The organism is Kitasatospora sp. NPDC056184 (assembly GCF_042268405.1).
Lineage (GTDB): Bacteria > Actinomycetota > Actinomycetes > Streptomycetales > Streptomycetaceae > Kitasatospora.
Genome location: NZ_JBHJUI010000001.1, coordinates 783,488 through 802,383 on the forward strand (window position 1 = coordinate 783,488; position 18,896 = coordinate 802,383).

General features: G+C 75.2%; 18 protein-coding genes. 13 read left to right on the forward strand and 5 right to left on the reverse strand.

Features of this window, described 5'->3' with window-relative positions; translation table 11 throughout:
• Position 1: 1 nt before the first annotated feature.
• Together ACFC0B_RS02790 and ACFC0B_RS02795 are read right to left on the reverse strand one after the other, a co-directional pair.
• A complete protein-coding gene (locus ACFC0B_RS02790; RefSeq protein WP_376081186.1) occupies positions 2–862 on the reverse strand; it encodes an aldolase in 861 nt (286 codons plus the stop codon).
• A 209-nt stretch (positions 863–1,071) separates the two neighbouring features.
• The gene (locus ACFC0B_RS02795) at positions 1,072–1,257 is read right to left on the reverse strand and encodes a hypothetical protein (RefSeq protein WP_376081188.1); all 186 of its coding nucleotides are present in this window, start codon (positions 1,255–1,257) and stop codon (positions 1,072–1,074) included.
• A 662-nt stretch (positions 1,258–1,919) separates the two neighbouring features.
• Between ACFC0B_RS02795 and ACFC0B_RS02800 the strand changes: the two genes are divergently transcribed.
• The gene (locus tag ACFC0B_RS02800; protein WP_376081191.1) at positions 1,920–2,525 is read left to right on the forward strand and encodes an AAA family ATPase; all 606 of its coding nucleotides are present in this window, start codon (positions 1,920–1,922) and stop codon (positions 2,523–2,525) included.
• A gap of 189 nt (positions 2,526–2,714) precedes the next feature.
• Positions 2,715–3,470, forward strand: coding sequence for a thioesterase II family protein (locus ACFC0B_RS02805; RefSeq protein ID WP_376081192.1), 756 nt, complete (start codon positions 2,715–2,717; stop codon positions 3,468–3,470).
• A gap of 76 nt (positions 3,471–3,546) precedes the next feature.
• On the opposite strand, the gene ACFC0B_RS02810 is transcribed toward ACFC0B_RS02805, so the two are convergent.
• On the reverse strand, positions 3,547–4,035 hold the full coding sequence (locus tag ACFC0B_RS02810) for a MarR family winged helix-turn-helix transcriptional regulator (RefSeq protein ID WP_376081195.1): 489 nt from the start codon (positions 4,033–4,035) through the stop codon (positions 3,547–3,549).
• A 91-nt stretch (positions 4,036–4,126) separates the two neighbouring features.
• Here ACFC0B_RS02810 and ACFC0B_RS02815 point away from each other — a divergent pair, with 91 nt between their 5' ends.
• A complete protein-coding gene (locus tag ACFC0B_RS02815) occupies positions 4,127–4,501 on the forward strand; it encodes a DoxX family protein (RefSeq protein WP_376081197.1) in 375 nt (124 codons plus the stop codon).
• A gap of 183 nt (positions 4,502–4,684) precedes the next feature.
• Positions 4,685–6,517, forward strand: coding sequence for a S8 family serine peptidase (locus tag ACFC0B_RS02820; protein WP_376081199.1), 1,833 nt, complete (start codon positions 4,685–4,687; stop codon positions 6,515–6,517).
• Positions 6,518–6,904: 387 nt separating this feature from the next.
• Here the strand turns inward: ACFC0B_RS02820 and ACFC0B_RS02825 are convergent, their stop codons facing one another.
• Positions 6,905–7,705 (reverse strand): DUF4389 domain-containing protein, encoded by an 801-nt coding sequence (locus tag ACFC0B_RS02825; RefSeq protein WP_376081202.1) that lies wholly within the window; start codon positions 7,703–7,705, stop codon positions 6,905–6,907.
• 328 nt (positions 7,706–8,033) lie between these two features.
• Here ACFC0B_RS02825 and ACFC0B_RS02830 point away from each other — a divergent pair, with 328 nt between their 5' ends.
• From ACFC0B_RS02830 to ACFC0B_RS02860, 7 genes are all read left to right on the forward strand, one after another.
• Entirely contained in the window at positions 8,034–8,429 is a 396-nt protein-coding gene (locus tag ACFC0B_RS02830) for a hypothetical protein (RefSeq protein WP_376081204.1), read from the forward strand.
• Positions 8,426–10,306: a GMC family oxidoreductase gene (locus ACFC0B_RS02835; protein WP_376081207.1), complete on the forward strand. Its 1,881-nt coding sequence runs from the start codon at positions 8,426–8,428 to the stop codon at positions 10,304–10,306. Before ACFC0B_RS02830 ends, ACFC0B_RS02835 begins: the two co-directional genes overlap by 4 nt.
• Positions 10,303–11,187 (forward strand): hypothetical protein, encoded by an 885-nt coding sequence (locus ACFC0B_RS02840; RefSeq protein WP_376081210.1) that lies wholly within the window; start codon positions 10,303–10,305, stop codon positions 11,185–11,187. Before ACFC0B_RS02835 ends, ACFC0B_RS02840 begins: the two co-directional genes overlap by 4 nt.
• Positions 11,188–11,350: 163 nt before the next feature.
• The gene (locus ACFC0B_RS02845; protein WP_376081213.1) at positions 11,351–11,884 is read left to right on the forward strand and encodes an EF-hand domain-containing protein; all 534 of its coding nucleotides are present in this window, start codon (positions 11,351–11,353) and stop codon (positions 11,882–11,884) included.
• Between the two features lie 60 nt (positions 11,885–11,944).
• Positions 11,945–13,090, forward strand: a complete 1,146-nt coding sequence (locus tag ACFC0B_RS02850) for an isocitrate/isopropylmalate family dehydrogenase (RefSeq protein ID WP_376081214.1) — start codon at positions 11,945–11,947, stop codon at positions 13,088–13,090.
• Positions 13,087–13,707, forward strand: a complete 621-nt coding sequence (locus tag ACFC0B_RS02855) for a cysteine hydrolase (protein WP_376081216.1) — start codon at positions 13,087–13,089, stop codon at positions 13,705–13,707. The genes ACFC0B_RS02850 and ACFC0B_RS02855 overlap by 4 nt, the downstream gene beginning before the upstream one ends.
• Before the next feature lie 122 nt (positions 13,708–13,829).
• Positions 13,830–14,714, forward strand: coding sequence for an SAM-dependent methyltransferase (locus ACFC0B_RS02860; RefSeq protein WP_376082377.1), 885 nt, complete (start codon positions 13,830–13,832; stop codon positions 14,712–14,714).
• A 9-nt stretch (positions 14,715–14,723) separates the two neighbouring features.
• On the opposite strand, the gene ACFC0B_RS02865 is transcribed toward ACFC0B_RS02860, so the two are convergent.
• On the reverse strand, positions 14,724–15,647 hold the full coding sequence (locus tag ACFC0B_RS02865; protein ID WP_376081219.1) for a LysR family transcriptional regulator: 924 nt from the start codon (positions 15,645–15,647) through the stop codon (positions 14,724–14,726).
• A 162-nt stretch (positions 15,648–15,809) separates the two neighbouring features.
• Here ACFC0B_RS02865 and ACFC0B_RS02870 point away from each other — a divergent pair, with 162 nt between their 5' ends.
• A complete protein-coding gene (locus tag ACFC0B_RS02870) occupies positions 15,810–16,511 on the forward strand; it encodes a type 1 glutamine amidotransferase domain-containing protein (protein WP_376081222.1) in 702 nt (233 codons plus the stop codon).
• A gap of 256 nt (positions 16,512–16,767) precedes the next feature.
• Entirely contained in the window at positions 16,768–18,765 is a 1,998-nt protein-coding gene (locus ACFC0B_RS02875; protein WP_376081224.1) for a glycerophosphodiester phosphodiesterase family protein, read from the forward strand.
• Positions 18,766–18,896 lie beyond the last annotated feature (131 nt).

Consider the following 18,896-nt stretch of genomic DNA (forward strand, 5'->3'; position numbering starts at 1 on the left):
CTCAGACGTCTCCCTCGGTGCGGGTCGGGGTGGTGCGGGTCGGGGTGGTGCCGGTCGGGGCGGTGCGGGTCGGGGCGGTGGTGATCGCGTCGCCGTGGCCGGCCCGCAGGGCGCGGCGGGCGTAGTAGGCGAAGTTGGCCTGGCTGCGCTTGGCGGTGGAGGTCCAGTCGTGGGCCTCGCGGGCGAGCGCCTCGGGTATCTCCTGGATCCGGCCGGCCGCCGAGGCCAGCAACTGGAGCCGGGCGGCCCGCTCGAAGAGCACGGCGAGGGTGCAGGACTCCTCGACGCCGCCGGTGGCCACCAGCATCCCGTGGTGGGCGAGGAGCAGGGCGCGCTTGTCGCCGAGCACGGCGGAGATCAGCTCGCCCTCCTCGTTGCCGACCGGGATGCCGGGCCAGCTGTCCAGGAAGGCGCAGTCGTCGTACAGCGGGGTGAGGTCCATGTGCGAGACGACCAGGGGCGTCTCCAGCATCGACAGCGCCGAGATGTGCGGCGGATGGGTGTGGATGATGCAGTTCACGTCGGGGCGGGCCCGGTAGACCCAGCTGTGGAAGCGGTTGGCGGGGTTCGCCATGCCCTCGCCCTCCAGCACCTCCAGGTCCTCGTCGACCAGCAGCAGGTTGTCCTCGGTGATCTCGTCGAAGCCGAGTCCGAGCCGCTGGGTGTAGTAGGTGCCGGGGCGTTCGGCGCGGGCGGTGATCTGTCCGGCCAGGCCGGAGTCGTGGCCGGCGTCGAACAGGATCCGACAGGTGAGGGCGAGCTGCTGGCGGATGGTCCAGCCGTGGTCGGGGATGGCGGTGCGCATCCTGAGGTGCGCGAGGTCGACCAGGTCCGCCTTGGCGGTGGTCATGGTGTCGGCCATGCCGGGGTTCTCCTTCGTCCGGGTGGGGTTCGTCCGGGTGGGGACGGCGTGCCGCGGCGGCCCGGGGGCAGGGCGGCGCACCGGTGTCCGGCGGCCGGGCGGACCGGCCGGCGAACACGTTGTTCACCATAGGACACCTTGTGTCCTGCTGTCGACGGCGAACCCTCGGCCGCACCAGCCGGCGGGCCGGGGAAGGAGGTGGCGGGACGTCAACTGCCGCCGCTGGTGCGGCGGATCAGGCCGGAGCGCTCGGCGTCCGAGCGCAGATCGCCACCGGGGGTGTCATGGTCGTCGCGGTCGCCGCGGGCCGCGGCCGTGCAGAGGGCGAAGACGAGCAGGGCGCTCGCCGCCGCGGCGAGGATGCCCAGAGCGGTGAGGACACGGAGCCAGGTCACGGAAGGTGCCTCCAGGGGGACGGCGCGAGGAAGTGCCGCCGGGGATATCGGCAGACCGGCCCGCTCGGTCGAGTGTCCACGGGTGGATCCGGCGGGCGACCGCCGCGCGGAGGGTCGTGTGCGCGGGCGGTCGAAGCACGGGCGGCGTACGCCGGCCCGGGATACGCGCTCCCGGCGCCGCCGGTGTCGCACCGGTGCGCGTCGCCGCGCCGGCCCCCGGCGCCCCGCCATGTCCAGTCCTCCGCCCGCCGCTCCCCGGACGTCCAGGAACTGACGATTCATCATGAAACGGCGATCACCCTAGGGCGTCCGGGCCGGTCGGGGGTATCGGACGGACCCGTTCGGGTGAGGCCCGGGAGCGGAGGCCGCGGCGGGCGGGCAGTTGTCGGCGGCCGTCGATGTCCCCGCCCCGGCCTCCGGGGCGCGCGGTACGGCTCCGATCGCGGACACGATCCGTGATCGTCCGAGCCGGTGGGGCGGCCGGTGCCCGGGGGCGGAGGGAACCGCGCGGGGCCCGGGCGGCGTGGATTGTTATCGTTCCGGGTCGGACCCGGACGGGATGAGAGAGCAGCATGGACAGGTCGGCCATCGTGGATGGACCGGGGACGGTTCCGCCGGGTGCGGGGCGGGCGGCGGGTGCGGGGACGGAACCGCGGGGCCTGGTGGACCTGCGGGGCGAGGAGGGCGCGCCGTTCGCCGTCCACTACCCGGGCGACGCCGTCGTGGTGGTCTCCGGACTGCCCGGCAGCGGCAAGAGCACCCTGCTGCGCCGCTGGTCGGCCCGCGCCCCGCGCGCCGTGACCGTCGACCCGCGGGCGGTGCACGAGGCCTGCGTCGCCGTCATGCCGGAGCGCCTGCCGTACGCGGTCTACCGCCCCTGGGCCCGGCTGGAGCACTTCCGCCTGCTGCGCCGCTCGGTGCGCGGGGGCGGGCCGCTGCTGGTGCACGACTGCGGAAGCCGGGCGTGGATGCGCCGCTGGCTCGCCCGCGAGGCCGCCCGGCAGGGGCGGGAGCTGCATCTCGTCCTGCTCGACGTGGGCGAGGCCGCCGCGCTGGCCGGGCAGCGGGCGCGCGGCCGCTGGGCCTCGCGGCGGGCCTTCGCCCGGCACGGGCGGGGCCTCGGCCGGCTGCTCGCCGCGCTCACCGCGCACGCGCGCGGCCGCACCGCGACACCCGTGCCGGAGGCGGTGTCGGTCCTGCTGCTGGACGGCGCCTCCCGGGCGCGGGCGGTCGAGGCGCGCTTCGGCGCCGGACCGGCGGACGGCTGACCTCGGCCGGCTGGCCGGCGGACGGCTGACCTCGGCCGGCCGGCCGGCGGACGGCTGACCTCGACGGGCCGACCGACCGGCCGCGGCGCGTCCGGCGTCCGGCGGGCGGTTGACGCGGGTGCGGGTCGGCCGGGGAGACTGGGCCCGGACAAGATCGTGTCGACCCGTCAGCCATGAGGAGCTCCCCGTATGTCCGGCCGTACCGCCGTCACCGACAGCCTCTGGTTCCGCCGATTCCACCCCTTCGACGCGGCGCCGGCCCGGGTCGTGATGTTCCCGCACGCGGGTGGCTCGGCCGGATTCTTCCGGGACTGGTCGGCCGACCTCTCGCCGTACGCCGATGTGCTCGCCGTCAAGTACCCCGCCCGGCTGGACCGGATCGACGAGCCGGCCCTCGACTCGCTGTCCGAGCTCGCCGACCGCGTCTACGCGGCGCTGCGACCGTGGGCCGACCGGCCGCTGGTCCTGTTCGGGCACAGCATGGGCGCGGCGGTCGCCTTCGAGGTGGCGCGCCGCTTCGAGCGCGACGGCGCGGCCGGACCGGTGCGGCTGTGCGTCTCGGGCAGCCGGGCACCCTCCGAGCCCCGCGACTCCGCGGTGCACCTGCTGCCCGACGAGGGGCTGCTCGCCGAGCTGGCCCGGCTCGGCGGCACCGACGAGCGGCTGCTGGCCGATCCGGAGCTGCGGGCGCTGATCCTGCCGTCGCTGCGCGGCGACTACACGGCCATCGAGACCTACCGCGCCGGGCGCGAGGAGATCGTGGCGGTCCCGGTCACCGCCCTGACCGGCGACGCCGACCCGCGGGTGACGGTCGAGCAGGCCCGCGACTGGGCCGTGCACACCACCGGGGCCTTCGACCTTCACGTCTTCCCGGGCGGCCACTTCTACCTGACCGGTCAGCGCCGTGCCGTGCTGGAGGTCGTGACCTCCCACCTGGGGGCCTGACCGGGGACGGCGCCGGGCCCCGGCCGGCCCGGTGCCGTCGCGGGCCGGGTCCGTCGTGTCGCGGCGCCGTCGTGCGTCAGCGCCGGGGCGGGGGCCAGGACAGCCCGGGGTCCATGGCCTGCAGGACCTGGAGGCAGATCCGGCGCAGCTGTTCGAGCTGCTCGGCGTCCAGCGGGTCCACGACCAGGGACCGCACCTGCTCCACGTGGCCGGGTGCGCTGTCCACGAGCTTCTGGAGACCGTCCTCGGTGAGGACGGCGTTGGTGGCCCGGCCGTCGCCCGGGCAGCGCTCGCGGCGGACGTAGCCCTGCCCTTCGAGCCGCGTGACCACGTGGGACAGGCGCGAGAGCGAGCCGTTGGCGAGGACGGCGAGGTCGCTCATACGCAGCGTGCGGTCCGGGGCGTCGGAGAGTCCGGCCAGGACGAGGTACTCGAACTGGTTCAGGCCCGCGTCGGCCCGCAGCTGGGCGTCCAGGGCGGCCGGCAGCTTGATGATCATCGCGCTGAACGCCTTCCAGGCCTCCAGTTCGGATGCGCTGAGCCAGCGCGGTGCGTCCCTCTCCATGGCGCCCACTCTAGAACCCGATCATTCACTTGACGCTTCAAGTAAGCGGGCGTACTTTGCTTGAAGCTTCAACTCAAGCCATCGGAGTGACATGAACGTCTTTCTCTGGGTCCTCGCCGGCCTCCTCGCCGCCCTGTTCCTCGCGGCCGGCACGCCCAAGCTGCTCCAGTCCAAGGAGAAGGTCATCGAGGCCACCGGGACCTGGGCGGTGGACTACCCGCCGGTCGCGATCAAGGCGATCGGCCTGCTGGAGATCCTGGGCGGCGTCGGCCTCGTCCTGCCGTCCGCCGTCGACATCGCGCCCGGCCTGGTGCCGGTCGCGGCGACCGGGCTCGGGATCGTCATGGCCGGTGCCGTCGTCGTGCACGGCCGGCGCGGTGAGGGTCGGAGCGTCGTGGTCAACGTGCTGCTGCTGGCCCTCGCGGCGGTCGTGGCCTGGGGGCGGTTCGGCCCGTACGCGTTCTGACGCGCGGTCACGGGGTGGCCGGAGGCGATCGGGATCGATCGGGATCGGTCGTAGGACATCAAATGTTGACGCGCTTGTGACAACAAGTCGTGCGTAAAGCCTTCCCCAAGGGCGCACCGTTCTGGCATGTTGCGTTCAATTCCCGTGTGATCCCCTCCAGCACGGGTCGATCGGAGGACGCGCGTGTCACCCCTGATATCCCGGCGATTCGGCCGCCCCACCGCCGCATTCGCCCTCCTCGCCGCCGCGGCCCTGGCCGCTCCCGCGACCCTGGCCACCGCGGCGCCCGCCGCCCCGTCCGGCGCCGGACCGGCGGCCGCCGCCCCCGCCCCGCAGGCCCCGGCCGCGGCGACCGCCCCGCGGGCCGCCGCCGGCTGGGCCGCCGGGACCCGGGCCTACCTGGTGATCAGCGCCCCCGCCGACATCGCCGCCGCCAAGGCCGCGGTGACCGCCAACGGCGGCACCGTCTTCGCGAGTTACGACGCGATCGGCGTCGTCGTCGCCCACGCGACCGCCACCGGCTTCGCCGCCGCACTGCGCGCGGTGCCCGGCATCCAGCAGGTCGGCGCCACCCGGACCTCGGACGTCCCGGCCGACGCCTACAACCCGGCGCTGCCGGCCAACCCCGCCCAGTCGGCGACCACCCTCACCGAGACCAACCGCTGGGACATGACCCAGATCAAGGCCGACCAGGCCTGGGCCGTCTCCACCGGCTCGCCCACCGTCAAGGTCGGCGTGCTGGACACCGGCGTCGACGACCAGCACCAGGACCTCGCGCCCAACTTCGACGCCGCCGACTCGGTCTCCTGCGCCTACGGCAAGCCGGACACCCGCACCGGGGCCTGGCGCGACGTCGACACCCACGGCACCCACGTGGCCGGCACGATCGCCGCGGCGAAGAACGGCAAGGGCGTCATCGGGGTGGCCCCCGGCGTCACGATCGCCTCGGTCCGGATCGCCGAGCCGAGCAGCACGCTGTTCTTCGCCGAGAACACCGTCTGCGGCTTCGTCTGGGCCGGCGACCACGGCTTCAAGGTGACCAACAACAGCTACTACACCGATCCCTGGCAGTTCAACTGCCCGGACAACGCGGACCAGGCGGCCATCATCGAGGGCGTGCGCCGCGCCCAGGAGTACGCCGAGGGCAAGGGCTCGCTGCAGGTCGCCGCGGCCGGCAACTCCACCTACGACCTGGCCAACAAGACCACCGACAGCGACAGCCCCAACGACTCGACCAAGGTCACCCGGACCATCACCAACGCCTGCCTGGACATCCCGACCGAGCTGCCGGGCGTGGTGACCGTCTCCGCGATGGCCAGCGGCACCGCCAAGGCCTCCTACTCCAACTACGGCCGGGGCGTCATCGACGTCGCCGCGCCCGGCGGGGACGGCGCCACCGGCGTCTACTCCACCCTGCCCGGCGGCAAGTACGGCACCAAGAGCGGGACGTCGATGGCCTCCCCGCACGTCACCGGCGTCGCGGCGCTGATCGCGAGCGCCAACCCCGCGTTCACCCCCGCCGACCTCCGGGCCCGGCTCGCCACCCAGGCCAACGACGTGGCCTGCCCCGCGTCCGACAGCCGCTGCACCGGCACCACCGCCAACAACGCCTTCTTCGGCGAGGGCCAGGTCGACGCGCTCAAGGCCGTCGGCGGCGGCACTCCGCCGACCGGCAAGTACTTCGAGAACCAGACCGACGTGGCGATCGCCGACAACGCCACGGTGGAGAGCCCGATCGCCGTCACCGGCGTCGGCGGCAGCGCCCCCCCGGCCCTCAAGGTCGGCGTCGACATCAAGCACACCTACCGCGGCGACCTGGTCCTCTCGCTGGTCGCCCCGAACGGCACCGTCTTCCTGCTGGAGGACTTCGCCAACGGCGACAGCGCCGACAACGTCGCCAAGACCTACACGGTGAACGCCTCCGCGAGCCAGGCCGACGGCACCTGGAAGCTGCGGGTCAAGGACGGCGCGTCCGGGGACACCGGCACGATCGACGCCTGGAACCTCACCTTCTGACCCCTCCGGCCCCGCTGACGGCCACTCCGTCCGACGGGCGGCACGGACGGCACCCACCGCGGCGCCCGCTTCACCCGGGTGAGCCCCCCACTGTCCTGGTTCGTCCACCGGAGAACCAGGACAGTGGCGCGCTCCGGCCCCGCCGGACCGCGCGCCCCGGTCGCGGAGAGGACCGTCCGGCGACCGGCGGCATCGCCCACGCCGGGATCCACCCGGCCGTCGGTACCGCCCGGATCGGCAACGGCGCCCGCGACGACGGCCGGTTCCCCGGCCCGGAGGTCCCGGACCCTCCCGCCGGGCAGCCGGGCTTCCCCGAGGACGACCGGGGGCGACCGGACGCCCGGCCGTTCCGGCAGCGCCGCCACCGGCCGGCGCCGGACGCGGCCGTCAGCGGGCCGACGGGCCCGGCAGCAGCGGGCCGGTGACCTGCTTGACCTCGTCGTCATCGTCGGTGACGCTCGCGGTGATCGAGCTGGTCGCGCCCGACAGCAGGCCGAGCAGCAGGAAGGCCACCAGCAGGCCGCGGCCCGCGCCGCCGAGGACCAGCGGGCGGGTCGCCGAGACCGGGCCGCCCGGCTCGGAGCCGGGCTCGTCGCCGAAGAGCCGCTTGGGGTAGGCCGGGGTGAGCATCAGCAGGTAGGCCATGTACCGCATCCGGTAGCGCAGGACCGCCGCCGTCGCCTCGAACAGTGCCTGCGGCATCCGTCCGAGGATCAGCACCACCAGCCAGCTGATCCAGCCGACCACCCACCAGCCGGCGAGGAGCAGCCCCTGGACGACGGCCGCCGGGATGACCAGGATCAGCCGGAACAGCACCGCGAGGCGGTTGAGTTCGCCGGGCCGCAGCTCCACCCGGACGGGGTAGTCGGGGGTGCGGAACGCGAACGGCGGGTAGCGGTCGTGGGTGAGCAGGAGGTAGCTGGTCACCCGGGTCTCGTACGGCACGTACGCCGAGAGGTAGTCGGCGGCGAAGCCGGGCAGCCGGCCCAGGACCAGCGCGCCGAACCAGCCGACGACCGCGACGAAGAAGGTCACCACCGACAGCACCCAGACCACGACGAACTGCGGGATCAGCAGCAGGATCCGCAGCAGCACGGTCAGCCGGTTCTGCGGTCCGGGGGCGGGCAGGTCGAGCGGTGGCAGCCACTCCTGCGGAGCGGCGGTGGCGGCGGGGGGAGCCTGCCACATCGGGGGCCTCCAGGGTCTCGGCACCGGGCGGACGGCGCGACGAAGGCGCGCGTGCTCCGAAGATCGCAGCCCCGCCCCGGTGCCCGCGCGCTGCGCTGCTCCGTCCGGGGCAGACGCCCGGGCGGTCCGCTTTGATCATTTCGGCATCTGATCCGATAAGAGCCTGGTCGCGATCGAGGGCGTGGCGGACAGAAGGCGGGCAGGTTCGAACGATTGCGGTCGCCAGGCCTCCGGGGGCGATCGGCGAGGCAGCATCGCTCCGACGGCGATCGGGTCTCGGCCCGATCGACTGTCATGTCCGGGGCGTACTCACCGCGGGGGTGCCGGTTTGCCAGCGATCGACGACCACGACCACGACCACGACCACCGGTCCGACCGGGCGGGCCGGGACGGCGTGCCCACCGAGGCCGGCCTCAGGAACCTCGCCGACTTCCAGGCCTTCCTGCGGATCTCCGCCGAGCTCACCGGATTCGACGAGACGGAACTGCGCGACACCGGCATGGCGCACGAACACCACCGCACCCTCCTCGCCCACCGCGTCCGCGACGAGCACGCCCTGCTCCACCTCTGGTACGTCGGCGCCTGGCCCGACGAACCGCCCTCCTCGCCCCGTGCCCACGACCGGGGCCTGATGTGGCGCACCTTCCACGGCGCCGCCCCCGGCAGCGCCGCCCCCGGACACGGCAGCTGGGCCGAGGCCCCGCGCGGCGGGGGCGAGCGGTGAGCCGCCCGCCCCGGCGTCCGGCGGACGGCGGGCACCGCTGGGACGTGATCGTCGTCGGCGCGGGCATCGCCGGCTCCCTGGTCGCCCACCGCCTCGGCGGACACGGCCACCGCGTCCTCGTCCTGGAGGCCGGCCACGCCGTCCCCGGCGCCGCCGCGACCGGCACCGCGTACCGCGCCGCCGGCGGCGGCACCCCCACCTCGCCCTACCCGCGGAGCGCCGACGCCCCCTCCCCGGACGTCGACGACCTGACCGGCCTGCCCGACGGCGGGTTCACCGCCACCGGCCACCTCGTCCAGCACGGCCCGCTGCCCTACGCCAGCGGCTACCTGCGGGCCAACGGCGGCACCGGACTGCTCTGGACCGGCCTCACCCCGCGCATGCACCCCGAGGACTTCCGCACCGCCGACCTCGGCCACGGCCGCAACTGGCCGATCGGCTACCGGGACCTCGAACCGTACTACCGCCAGGCCGAACAGGAACTCGGCGTGGCCGCCGACGCCGCCCAGCAGCGCCGCGCCGTCGGCCTGCCCCTCCCCGACGACTACGCCTTCCCGATGCGCCCCGTCCCGGCCAGCCACCTCGACCGGATCGCCGCCCGCGCCCTCGACGGCCGCACCGCCCGCGACCCGGCCGCCGACGAGGACGCCCTGCTCACCGTCAGCACCACCCCGCACGCCCGCAACACCCGGCCCACCCCGGCCGCGGACGGCGCCCGCCCCGCCCACCCGGACGGGCCGCTCTGCCAGGGCGCCGCCTCCTGCGTCCCGGTCTGCCCCACCGGCGCCAAGTACACCCCGCTGCGGACCCAGGCCCGCTGGGCACCCGGCGTCCGGCTGCGCACCGACGCCGTGGTGAGCCGGGTCCTCGTCGACGGCACCGGCCGCGCCACCGGCGTCGAGTACCACAGCGCGGGCACCACCCACCGGGTCCGGGCGGACCTCGTGGTGCTCGCCGCCCACGCGATCGAGAACGCCCGGCTGCTGCTCCTGTCCGGCCTCGCCGACCGCAGCGACCAGGTCGGCCGCAACCTGATGGACCACCCGGCGCTGCTCACCTGGGGCCTGCTGCCGCAGCCGACCGGCCCCTACCGGGGACCGGGCTCCACCAGTGGCCTGGAGGCCTTCCGCTTCGGCCCCGCCCGGGCCCGCCGGGCGCCCTTCCGGATCGAGCTCGGCAACTGGGGCTGGTCCTGGGCGGGCCGCCCGCCCCAGGTCGAGACCGCCGACCTGCTGCGCGCCGGACTGCGCGGTCGGGAGCTCCGCGAGCGCCTCGGCGACCGGCTCGGCCGCCAGTTCTCGCTCCAGTTCGAACTGGAGCAGCCCGCCGACCCGGCCAACCGGGTCACCCTGGACCGCACCCGGCGCGACCGGCTCGGACTGCCGCGCCCCGCCCTCCACTACGACCTCTCCGCCTACGTCCGGCAGGGCATGGCCTCCGCCCGGGCCGTCTCCGACCAGCTGTTCGCCCTGCTCGGCGCCGAGGACCACACCCGCTACGACGCCGGCCCCGGCTGGCCCGGGCGCCTCGAACACCGGGGTGAGGCCTACGGCTACCGGGGCGCCGGCCACGCCGGCGGCACCCACGTCATGGGCGACGCGCCCGGCACCTCCGTGGTCGACGAGTGGCAGCGCTGCTGGGACCACCCCAACCTCTACGCCGTGGGCTGCGGCTCGATGCCCTCCCTCGGCACCTCCAACCCCTCGCTCACCATGGCCGCGCTCGCCCTGCGCAGCGCCGACCGCATCGACCGGGAGCTGACGGCGCTGCGCCGCCCGGCCACCCTCGCCGCCCCTCCTGCCTCTCCTCAGCCTCCTCCGCCCTCCCAGCCACCTCCGTCCGCTCCGTCCCCGACGCCGTCCAGGGAGCCGTCATGACCGGTCTGCCGCTGCCGCCCGTGCCCGAGCCGTACCACCTGCCCTTCCACTACGGCGCGCTGCACAACATCGGCGTGGACTTTCTGGTCGACCCCGGGCCGGTGCGCACCCTGCTCGCCGGACGCCACCCCGCGCTGGCCGCCGCCGACTTCGACGGCCGGGCCTGCGTCTCGCTCAACTACCAGCTGTACTTCGCCCAGTACCCGACCGGCGGCGGGATCACCGAGGAGGTGGAGATCAACGTCATCGCCCACCCCGCGTCCGCCGCCGACCGCGTCCCGGCCGTGGACTACGGCCAGTACGCCCGCGGCCACGACCAGACCAGGCTGCTCGGCATCGCCCGGCTGCACGTGCTCTGCGACAGCCCGCTCGCCATCGACGCGGGCACCCGCCTGTACGCCGAGCCCAAGTACCCCGGGTGGTTCACCGCCGTGCTGCCCTCGCTCAACGCGGCCGCCGTGCACGACCGCTGGTCCTTCGTCTGCCACCGGGCCGGCCTCGGGCCGGACGGCCTGCGGCGGTACGAGGAGGAGCTCTTCGCCGTCGAGGCGGACCTCGCGGGCCTCGACGGCGAGCCGGTCGTCAACACCCCCGTCACCGGCTACGGGACCGATCCCGAGGGACGGCTGCTCGCCGGTCCGCTGACCGTCCACCAGCCGTACCGCTTCCATCCGCTCGACACCCGTACCGCCGACCGGATCCGGCTCACCCTCGGGCGGCCGGGACCGGGACCGGGGCAGGGGCCGGGGCCGGCGGGGGATCCCGGCCGGGAGGCCGCGGCCGATCTCGGGCGGCTGGTCGGCGACGCGCCCGCCGCCGGCGTGTGGACGTACCAGTCCGCCCCGGTCGCCGCCCACCACCGCCCCTACTACGTCCGCTGACCGGGCCCGGCCGGGTTTCCCGCCAACTCCCCCTCCGAGCAGCGAACTTCACTCCATCAGGTGAAGCAGGCTGCGGCGGGGCGGAGGAGTCGCCACCGCTCGCCGATAGTGGGAGACCCGGTCGGGCGCCGAGAGCCCGACGGACGGAGAGAAGGAGCGGCACATGCGGACCGAGGCCACCCAGCGGGTCGAGCTCGTCTTCGGCCTGTTCGACGCCAATGGCAACGGCGTGATCGACATCGGCGACTTCGACCTGATGTCCAAGCGCGTGGTCGCGGCCGCGTACGACTCGGACGAGGATGCCAAGGAGGCCATTCGGGCCGCCTTCCGGCGCTACTGGGTGACCCTGGAGACGGAGTTGGACTCCAACGGGGACGGCGTGGTCACCCGGGAGGAGTTCCGCGGCTTCGTGCTGTCGCCCGAGCGCTTCGGGCCGACGATCGGACAGTTCGCCGACGCCCTGGCCGCGCTCGGCGACCCGGACGGCGACGGGCTGGTCGAACGGCCGCGGTTCGTCGCGCTGATGACCGCGATCGGCTTCGGACACGCCAACATCGACTCCCTCTTCGACGCCTTCGGGCCGACCGCCGACGACCGGATCCCGGTCGCCACCTGGGCGGAGGGCATCCGCGACTACTACGCGCCGGACAAGGCCGGCATCCCGGGCGACCACCTGGTGGGCGACCCGGCCAACTGATCCGTCCGGCCGCGGCATCCCGCCCGTACCGGACCAGTCGACGACCAGCCGAGGAGCAGTGTGAAACCAGCAGTCGGACTCGCCGTGGGCCGGGGTACGGGCGCGGAGCTCGCGACCGTCTTCGAACGGGCCCTGCACCGGATCGCGGCCGTGCACGGCGCCGGGATCGAGATCGTCAGGTCCCCGCGGACCTACCACTCGTACGTCTCGCTCCGCGAGGAGGTGGCCGACACCGCGCGGATCCGCCGGCTGACCGAGGAGGACGCCGGCCACTACGAGCGGTTCTGCCGCGACCGGGCGAGGTCGGGTACGACGGCCGTCTTCCGGACGGCCGTCAACGCCCAGTCGCTCTACCTGGTCCGCCAGCGGCTGCAGGCCGTCAAGGTCGAGCCGATCGCCGGCGCCTCGCTGCTGCTGGTCCGGGACGAGGCCCAGGGCTTCTACACGGGCGAGAACCGGCACACCCCGGGAGTGGTCACCCGCACCATGGAGTTCAGCCGGGAGATCACCCGGAAGGTGCTGGAGTTCGCGGTCCGGCGCGCCTGGCGGCAGTGGCCCGACGCCGGGCCCGCCCGGGTGGTGATGGCCTACAAGTTCCACCTGCTCGACGGCGCCCTGGACGACTGGGTGGACGACATCGCGCGGGGGCTCGGTGTCGAGGTGCGGCTGTTCCAGCCCGACACGGTCAACCGCAACCTCATAACGCACGGCTTCGCCGACCGCACGGTCGTCGTGGCGGGCAACGAGTGGGCCGACATCATGCACGTCGTCCTGCTCGACCGGTTCGGCGGCGAGCGGCAGGAGAACCGCTGCACGGAGAACGTCCACCTCCACCCGGAGCTGGGGGAGCTGGTGGAGTACCAGACCGTGCACGGCTCCGCCGACGACCTCGCCGGCAAGGACACCGTCAATCCGGTCGCCACCCTGCGCGCCGCCGCGGCCGTCGCCGAACGGCACGCGGGCTGCCCGGGTGCCGTGGCCGCCGTCGAGGGCGCCCTGGCCGCCGCCGGGGCGCGGGGCGTGCGGACGCCCGACCTGGGCGGACGGCACTCCACCACCGCCGTGGTCGACGCCGTGCTCGACGCCCTGACGGCACCGGCGGCGGTCGGCCCGCCGTCCGCCGGTTCGCTGTCGGCCGCCCCGCCGTCCGTCGCCCCGCCGTCCGTCGCCCCGTTGTCGGCCGGCTCGCGCGCGGACCGTTCGTGATCGCCCGTACGGACCGGACGGCGCTGGTCGTCGTCGACCTCCAGAACGACTTCTGCGCCGGCCCCGTCGCCGCCGCCCGCTACCCCGGGGACCCGCAGCGCCTCGCCGCCGTGGCGGCCAACTCCGCCCGGGCCGTGGAGACCGCGCGGGCGCACGGCACCGAGGTGCTCTTCGTCCGCTTCCTCGGCGACCCCGTCCACCAGGGCGCCGCCTGGCGCCACCGGGACGCGGTGCTCGGCAAGCGCCCCAAGTGCCTCGACGGGAGCTGGGGCGCCGAGTTCCACGCCGTGGCGCCGGAGCCCGGTGAGGCGGTGTTCACCAAGTACGCCTGCTTCGACGCCTTCCTCGGCGAGGGCTTCGACGCGCACCTCTCCGGGCGCGGGATCGGGCACCTGGTGTTCGCGGGCGTGTTCGCCGACGTCTGCGTGGACAGCACCGCGCGCACCGCCTTCCAGAAGGGCCTCCACGTGACGGTGCTCCGCGACTGCACCGCCGCGCTGCACTACCCGGACGAGGACGTCCTGCGCTTCATGGGCCGCGTCTACGGCGCCCGCGTCACCACCCACGACCGACCCGCCGTCTGGACACGGCTTCCCGACCACTTGGAGAGCCCATGACCACCACAGCGGCCGCGCCCGTCACGACCGCCGCCCCGGGCGTCGAGACCGGTGGCGACTCGGACGCCTCCGGCGCCTCCGGTGCCTGCGGCGTCGACGAGGGTGTCGGACGGACCGCCCTGATGGTCGCGGCCGCCCGTGCGATCGAGAGCCGCCGGCCCGACGCCCTGGCCCGGGACCCCCTCGCCGAGCACTTCGTCCGCGCCGCCCGCGCGTCCGCGCGGTGGCCGGTCCACCCCCGCGACGTCCCGAAGGGCCCGGACGGCGCGGACGACCCGCTGTGGGAGCGGCTCGGCGGCTACTTCGCGCTGCGGACCAGGACCTTGGACGACCACCTGCTGCGGGTCACCCGGCTCGGGGCCCGCCAGGTGGTGCTGCTCGGCGCCGGACTGGATGCGCGGGCCCACCGGCTCGGCTGGCCGCCCGGCACGACCGTCTTCGAACTCGACCGGGCCGGGGTGCTCGCGTTCAAGCAGCGGGTCCTCGACCGGATCGGCGCCCGGGCCACGGCCCGGCGGGTGCCGGTGGCCTGCGATCTGCGCCTCGACTGGGCGGGCGCGCTGGCCGCCGCCGGCTTCCGCGCCGGCGAGCCGACCGCCTGGCTCGCCGAAGGCCTGCTGCTCTACCTGCCCGCCGCCGCCGAGTCGCGCCTGGCCGCGACCGTGGACCGGCTGAGCGCCGCCGGGAGCAGCCTGGCCTACGAGGTGAAACTCGGCATGGAGCCCGCCGTGGTGCGCCGCAACCCCGTGTACCTGGCGGCCCGCGACCGGCTCGACATCGACCTGCTGGACCTGTTCGACGACGAGCCCAGGCCCGACACCGCCGCCGACCTGGCCGCCCGGGGCTGGTCCGCCACCACCCACACGCCCTTCGAGTTCACCCGCCGCTACGGCCGCGGGCCCCTCCCGGAGCCCGACGACGCGCTCGCCGCCAACCGCTGGACCTTCGCCGCGCGGGGGCCGCTGCCCGGCCCCCGCCGCCGGGAGGGAGGGCCGGGGCGGGGGTGACCTCCGGGGTCACCAGGTCCGGGCGACGGCCAGCAGCCGCTCGCGGACCAGCACGACGTGCGGGTTGGCGGACGGGCCCGGGCGCTGCACCAGGTAGGCGGTGTTGATCGGCGGGTCCTCCGGCCGGTGGAGCAGCCGCAGGGCGCCGGAGTCGAGTTCGGCGCGGCAGAGGTAGCCGGGCAGCACGGTCCAGCCCGCCCCGGCCGTCACGGCGGCGACCACGCCCCGCAGGTCCGGAACGGTGACGGCGGCCTGGACCTGGAGGCGGCGGTCGAACACATGGCGCCAGTAGCGGCGCGCGATGGGCAGGTCCTCGGCGTAGGCCACCAGCGGTTCCCGCTCCAGGGCGTCCGGCAGCGGTCCGTCGGCCGGGCCCAGGTCGGCCAGGCGGTCGGCCAGGGCCGGGGCGGCGACCAGGACGAACTCCTCGTCGGAGAGCGGTTCGGCGTGCAGGGCGCGGCCGCGCGGACGGCGGGTGGCGACCACCAGGTCGTGGCGCCCCGCGCGCAGCTCCGCCAGCAGCGGGTCGGTCAGCCCGGTGGCCACCCGCAACCGGACGCCCCCGGCCGTGAGCGGGGCCAGCGCGCCGAGCAGGACGGTGCAGAGGAACTCGGCCGGCCCGGCCAGGTGCACGGGCTCGGGCGCGCGGTCGGGCCCCGCGCCCGCCACGTCCGCCAGTCGGTCGAGCGGTTCCGCCAACCGGGCGGCGAGTTCGTCCGCGTGGGGGAGCGGGACGACGCCCCGGGCCCGGCGCTCGAACAGCTCCCGGCCCAGCCGCTCCTCCAGCGCCCGGATCTGCGCGGTGACGGTCGGCTGGGACAGTCGGAGCCGCCGTGCCGCCGCGGTGAACGACCCCGTCCGGTGGACCGCCAGGAAGGTGCGCAGCTGGTTCAGGTCCGGTGGCCCCGACCCATGGGAATTCCTATCGCTCATGCGCGCCCATCCTAGGCACCCGGCCGGGGAAGGGGCGGCACTGAGCCATCCGGGGGCCGATGTCCGGTATCGGTTTTCCGATTGGTGCGGACCGCTGGGCGCGCCTACGGTCGGTGGCACGAGCGAGTCGATCTGACGAGCCGACAACCCGGAGACCACACCATGTCGAAGAAGATCCTTTTTGTGATGACCGGCGCCGACCACTGGACGCTGGCCGACGGCACCCGGCACCCGAGCGGCTACTGGGCCGAGGAGGCCGCCGCGCCCTACGAGGCGTTCAAGGGCGCCGGCCACGCGGTGACCGTGGCCACCCCGGGCGGCGTGGTGCCGACCGTCGACGCCGCCAGTCTCGCTCCGGAGGTCAACGGCGGCGAGGCGGGCTCGCGGAGGGTCGCGGAGCTCCTCGCCTCCGCCGAGGAGCTCAAGAGCCCGATCGCGCTGGAGGACGTCCGACTGGACGAGTACGACGCCGTGTACTACCCGGGCGGCCACGGCCCGATGGAGGACCTGGCGGTCGACGCCGACTCCGGCCGGCTGCTGGTCCGCGCGCTGAGGTCCGGAAAGCCGCTCGGCGTCGTCTGCCACGGGCCGGCCGCGCTGCTGGCCGCGGTCGCGGAGGACGGCGGCAACGCCTTCGCGGGCTACCGGGTCGCCGCGTTCACCAACGAGGAGGAGGCCCAGGCCGGCTTCGCCGACAAGGCGAAGTGGCTGCTGGAGAACCGCCTCGTCGAGGCCGGTGTGGAGGTGCGGGCCGGGGCGGCCTGGGCGCCGAAGGTGGTCGTCGACCGCAACCTGGTCACCGGTCAGAACCCGGCCTCCGCCGCCCCGCTCGCCGTCGAGCTGCTGAAGAAGCTGTCCGCCTGAGGTGCGCGGCGGGCGCGCCGTCGCCGGGGGAGGGGAGGGGCCGGTGGCGGCCGGGTTGCACGGAGCGCAACGCCGCAGGTCCGCCGGGCTCTCCGGCGGAGGGTCTTCCCGGATTCCTCCCCGGGGTACCGTGCGGAAGCGAACCGGCCGTGCACCGCAGGGAATCCGCCACCACCACGAACCGCACGCGCAATGGTCACGAACGGTTTTCGGAGTGGTGGCTTCCGGTTCGGGTGTCGTCCCTAGCGTGCCGCCCATGACACAGAGTCACCGCCCCCACCGGGCACGTCGCACCGGCCTGCTGGCCGCCGCCGTCGCCTCCGCACTGAGCCTCACCACCGTCGCGCTGACCGCCCCGAGCGCCGCCTCCGCCGAGCCCGCCGCGCCCGCCGACGCCGCCCCCGCGACCACGGCGGCCGCGACCACGGCCGCCGCGCCGGGTGCTGCTCCGGCCGCGGTACCGGCCGCCGGGGAGGTCATCGTCGACGAGCGCTTCTCCGGCCCCGCGCTCCCGGCCGGCTGGAATGCCGTCGAGGGGGACTGGAAGGTCGAGAACGGCCGACTGGTCGGCACCTCGGCCAACTCCGGCCAGCAGAGCCGGATCACCTTCGGCCGCCACCTCGACGACTTCCGCATCGAGGCGACCGCCCGCTTCGAGAGCGTCCAGGACGCCGCCCGCTGGACCGCCGTCGGCCTGGACGTCCCCGCGAGCGGCGCCACGCCGTGGTCGATCGCCACCATGCGCTCCGGCACCACCGCCGCCAACGGCCTGGAGTTCGCCCAGCGCACCCCCGCCAACGGCTGGAACGTCACCAACACGGCCTCCGCCCCGACCGCCGCCGGCACCGGCCGCGACGTCCGGATCGCCGTCGAGGTGCACGGCACCACCGCCCGCTGGATCTTCGACGGCAAGGAGGTGATGCGCACCACCCAGGTCGCCCGCAGCGCCGACGGCGGCCAGGCCCTGGTGGTCAACGGCTCGAAGGTCTCCTTCGACGACCTCAAGGTGACCGCCCTCGCCCCCGGCGGCTGGCTGCGCCCCGCCGGCTCGCCGCTCACCGTGTTCGCCCACCGCGGCGCCTCCTCCGCCGCCCCGGAGAACACCCTGGACTCGGACGAGGTCGCCCGTCGAGGCGGCGCCGAGTGGATCGAGAACGACGTCCAGCCCAGCAAGGACGGCGTCCCCTACGTGCTGCACGACGACACCGTCGACCGCACCACCAACGGCAAGGGCCGCATCCGCGACCTGACGGCCGCCCAGCTGGACGCGCTGGACGCCGGCTCCTGGTTCGGCCCGACCTACGCGGGCGCCCGGGTGCCGAGCCTGGCCGCCCAGTTGGAGGACCTGCGCACCCGCGGGGGCAGGCTCCTGCTGGAGATCAAGGGCGCCCACACCCGTGACGAGGTCGCCCGGATCGTCAAGGAGATCCGCGACCACGGCATGACCGGCCGGGTGTTCGTGCAGAGCTTCGAGGTCGACGCCCTGCGCCACACCCGCGAGCTGGCCCCCGAGCTGCCCCTCGGCCTGCTGCGCGGCGACCTCGACGCCGACCCGGTGGCCATCGCCAAGCAGCTCGGCCTGGCCGCCTACAACCCGTCCGACGGCGCCCTCGCGGCCCGCCTCGGCGTGGTGAAGGACCTGCACGCGGCCGGCGTCGCCGTCAACGTCTGGACCGTCGACTCGGCCACCCGCTGGAAGGCGCTGGAGGCCGCCGGCGTCGACGGCATCATCACCAACCGCCCGGCGGAGCTCGCCGGTTGGAACTCCGCCTGGCTGCAGGGCGGCACCGTCACCACCCCGCCGGCCGCGCCCACCGTGGCGATCACCTCGCCGGCCTCCGGCGCGGTCCTGGACCGCGCCCAGCAGCCGGTGACCGCCGTGCAGGCGAACGGCGCCGACACCGTCCGGCTCACCCTGGACGGCAAGGAGCTGCCGGTCGGCTCGGCCCTCGACACCACCGCGCTGGCGCTCGGCAAGCACACCCTGCGCGCCGAGGCGACCGGCCCCGGCGGCCGCGCCGAGACGGCCACCGAGTTCACCGTCGCGGCCACTCCGGCCGGACTGGCCTCGCTGGTGCTCACCTCGGGCGCCGACCGCAATGCCGTCGCCACCCTGACGGTGATGCTCGGCCAGGGCCAGTACCAGCCGCTCGCCCACTGGGCCGAGAACCAGGCCGGCCGCAGCGTCCCCGCCGACCGCGCCCGCCTGATCGCCGGCGACGCCCGTAGCCTGGACGCCGCCCCGCGGAGCTGACCCCGTACCCGGCGCTCCTCCCCGGGGACCGCGGGGCCCCCCCCCGGCCCGCCGCGGAGCGGGGGGCCCCGGCGCGCGGGGGCCCGGGGCCGGCCCCCGGGCCCGGGGTCGGGAGGTGGGTTTTTTGCGGC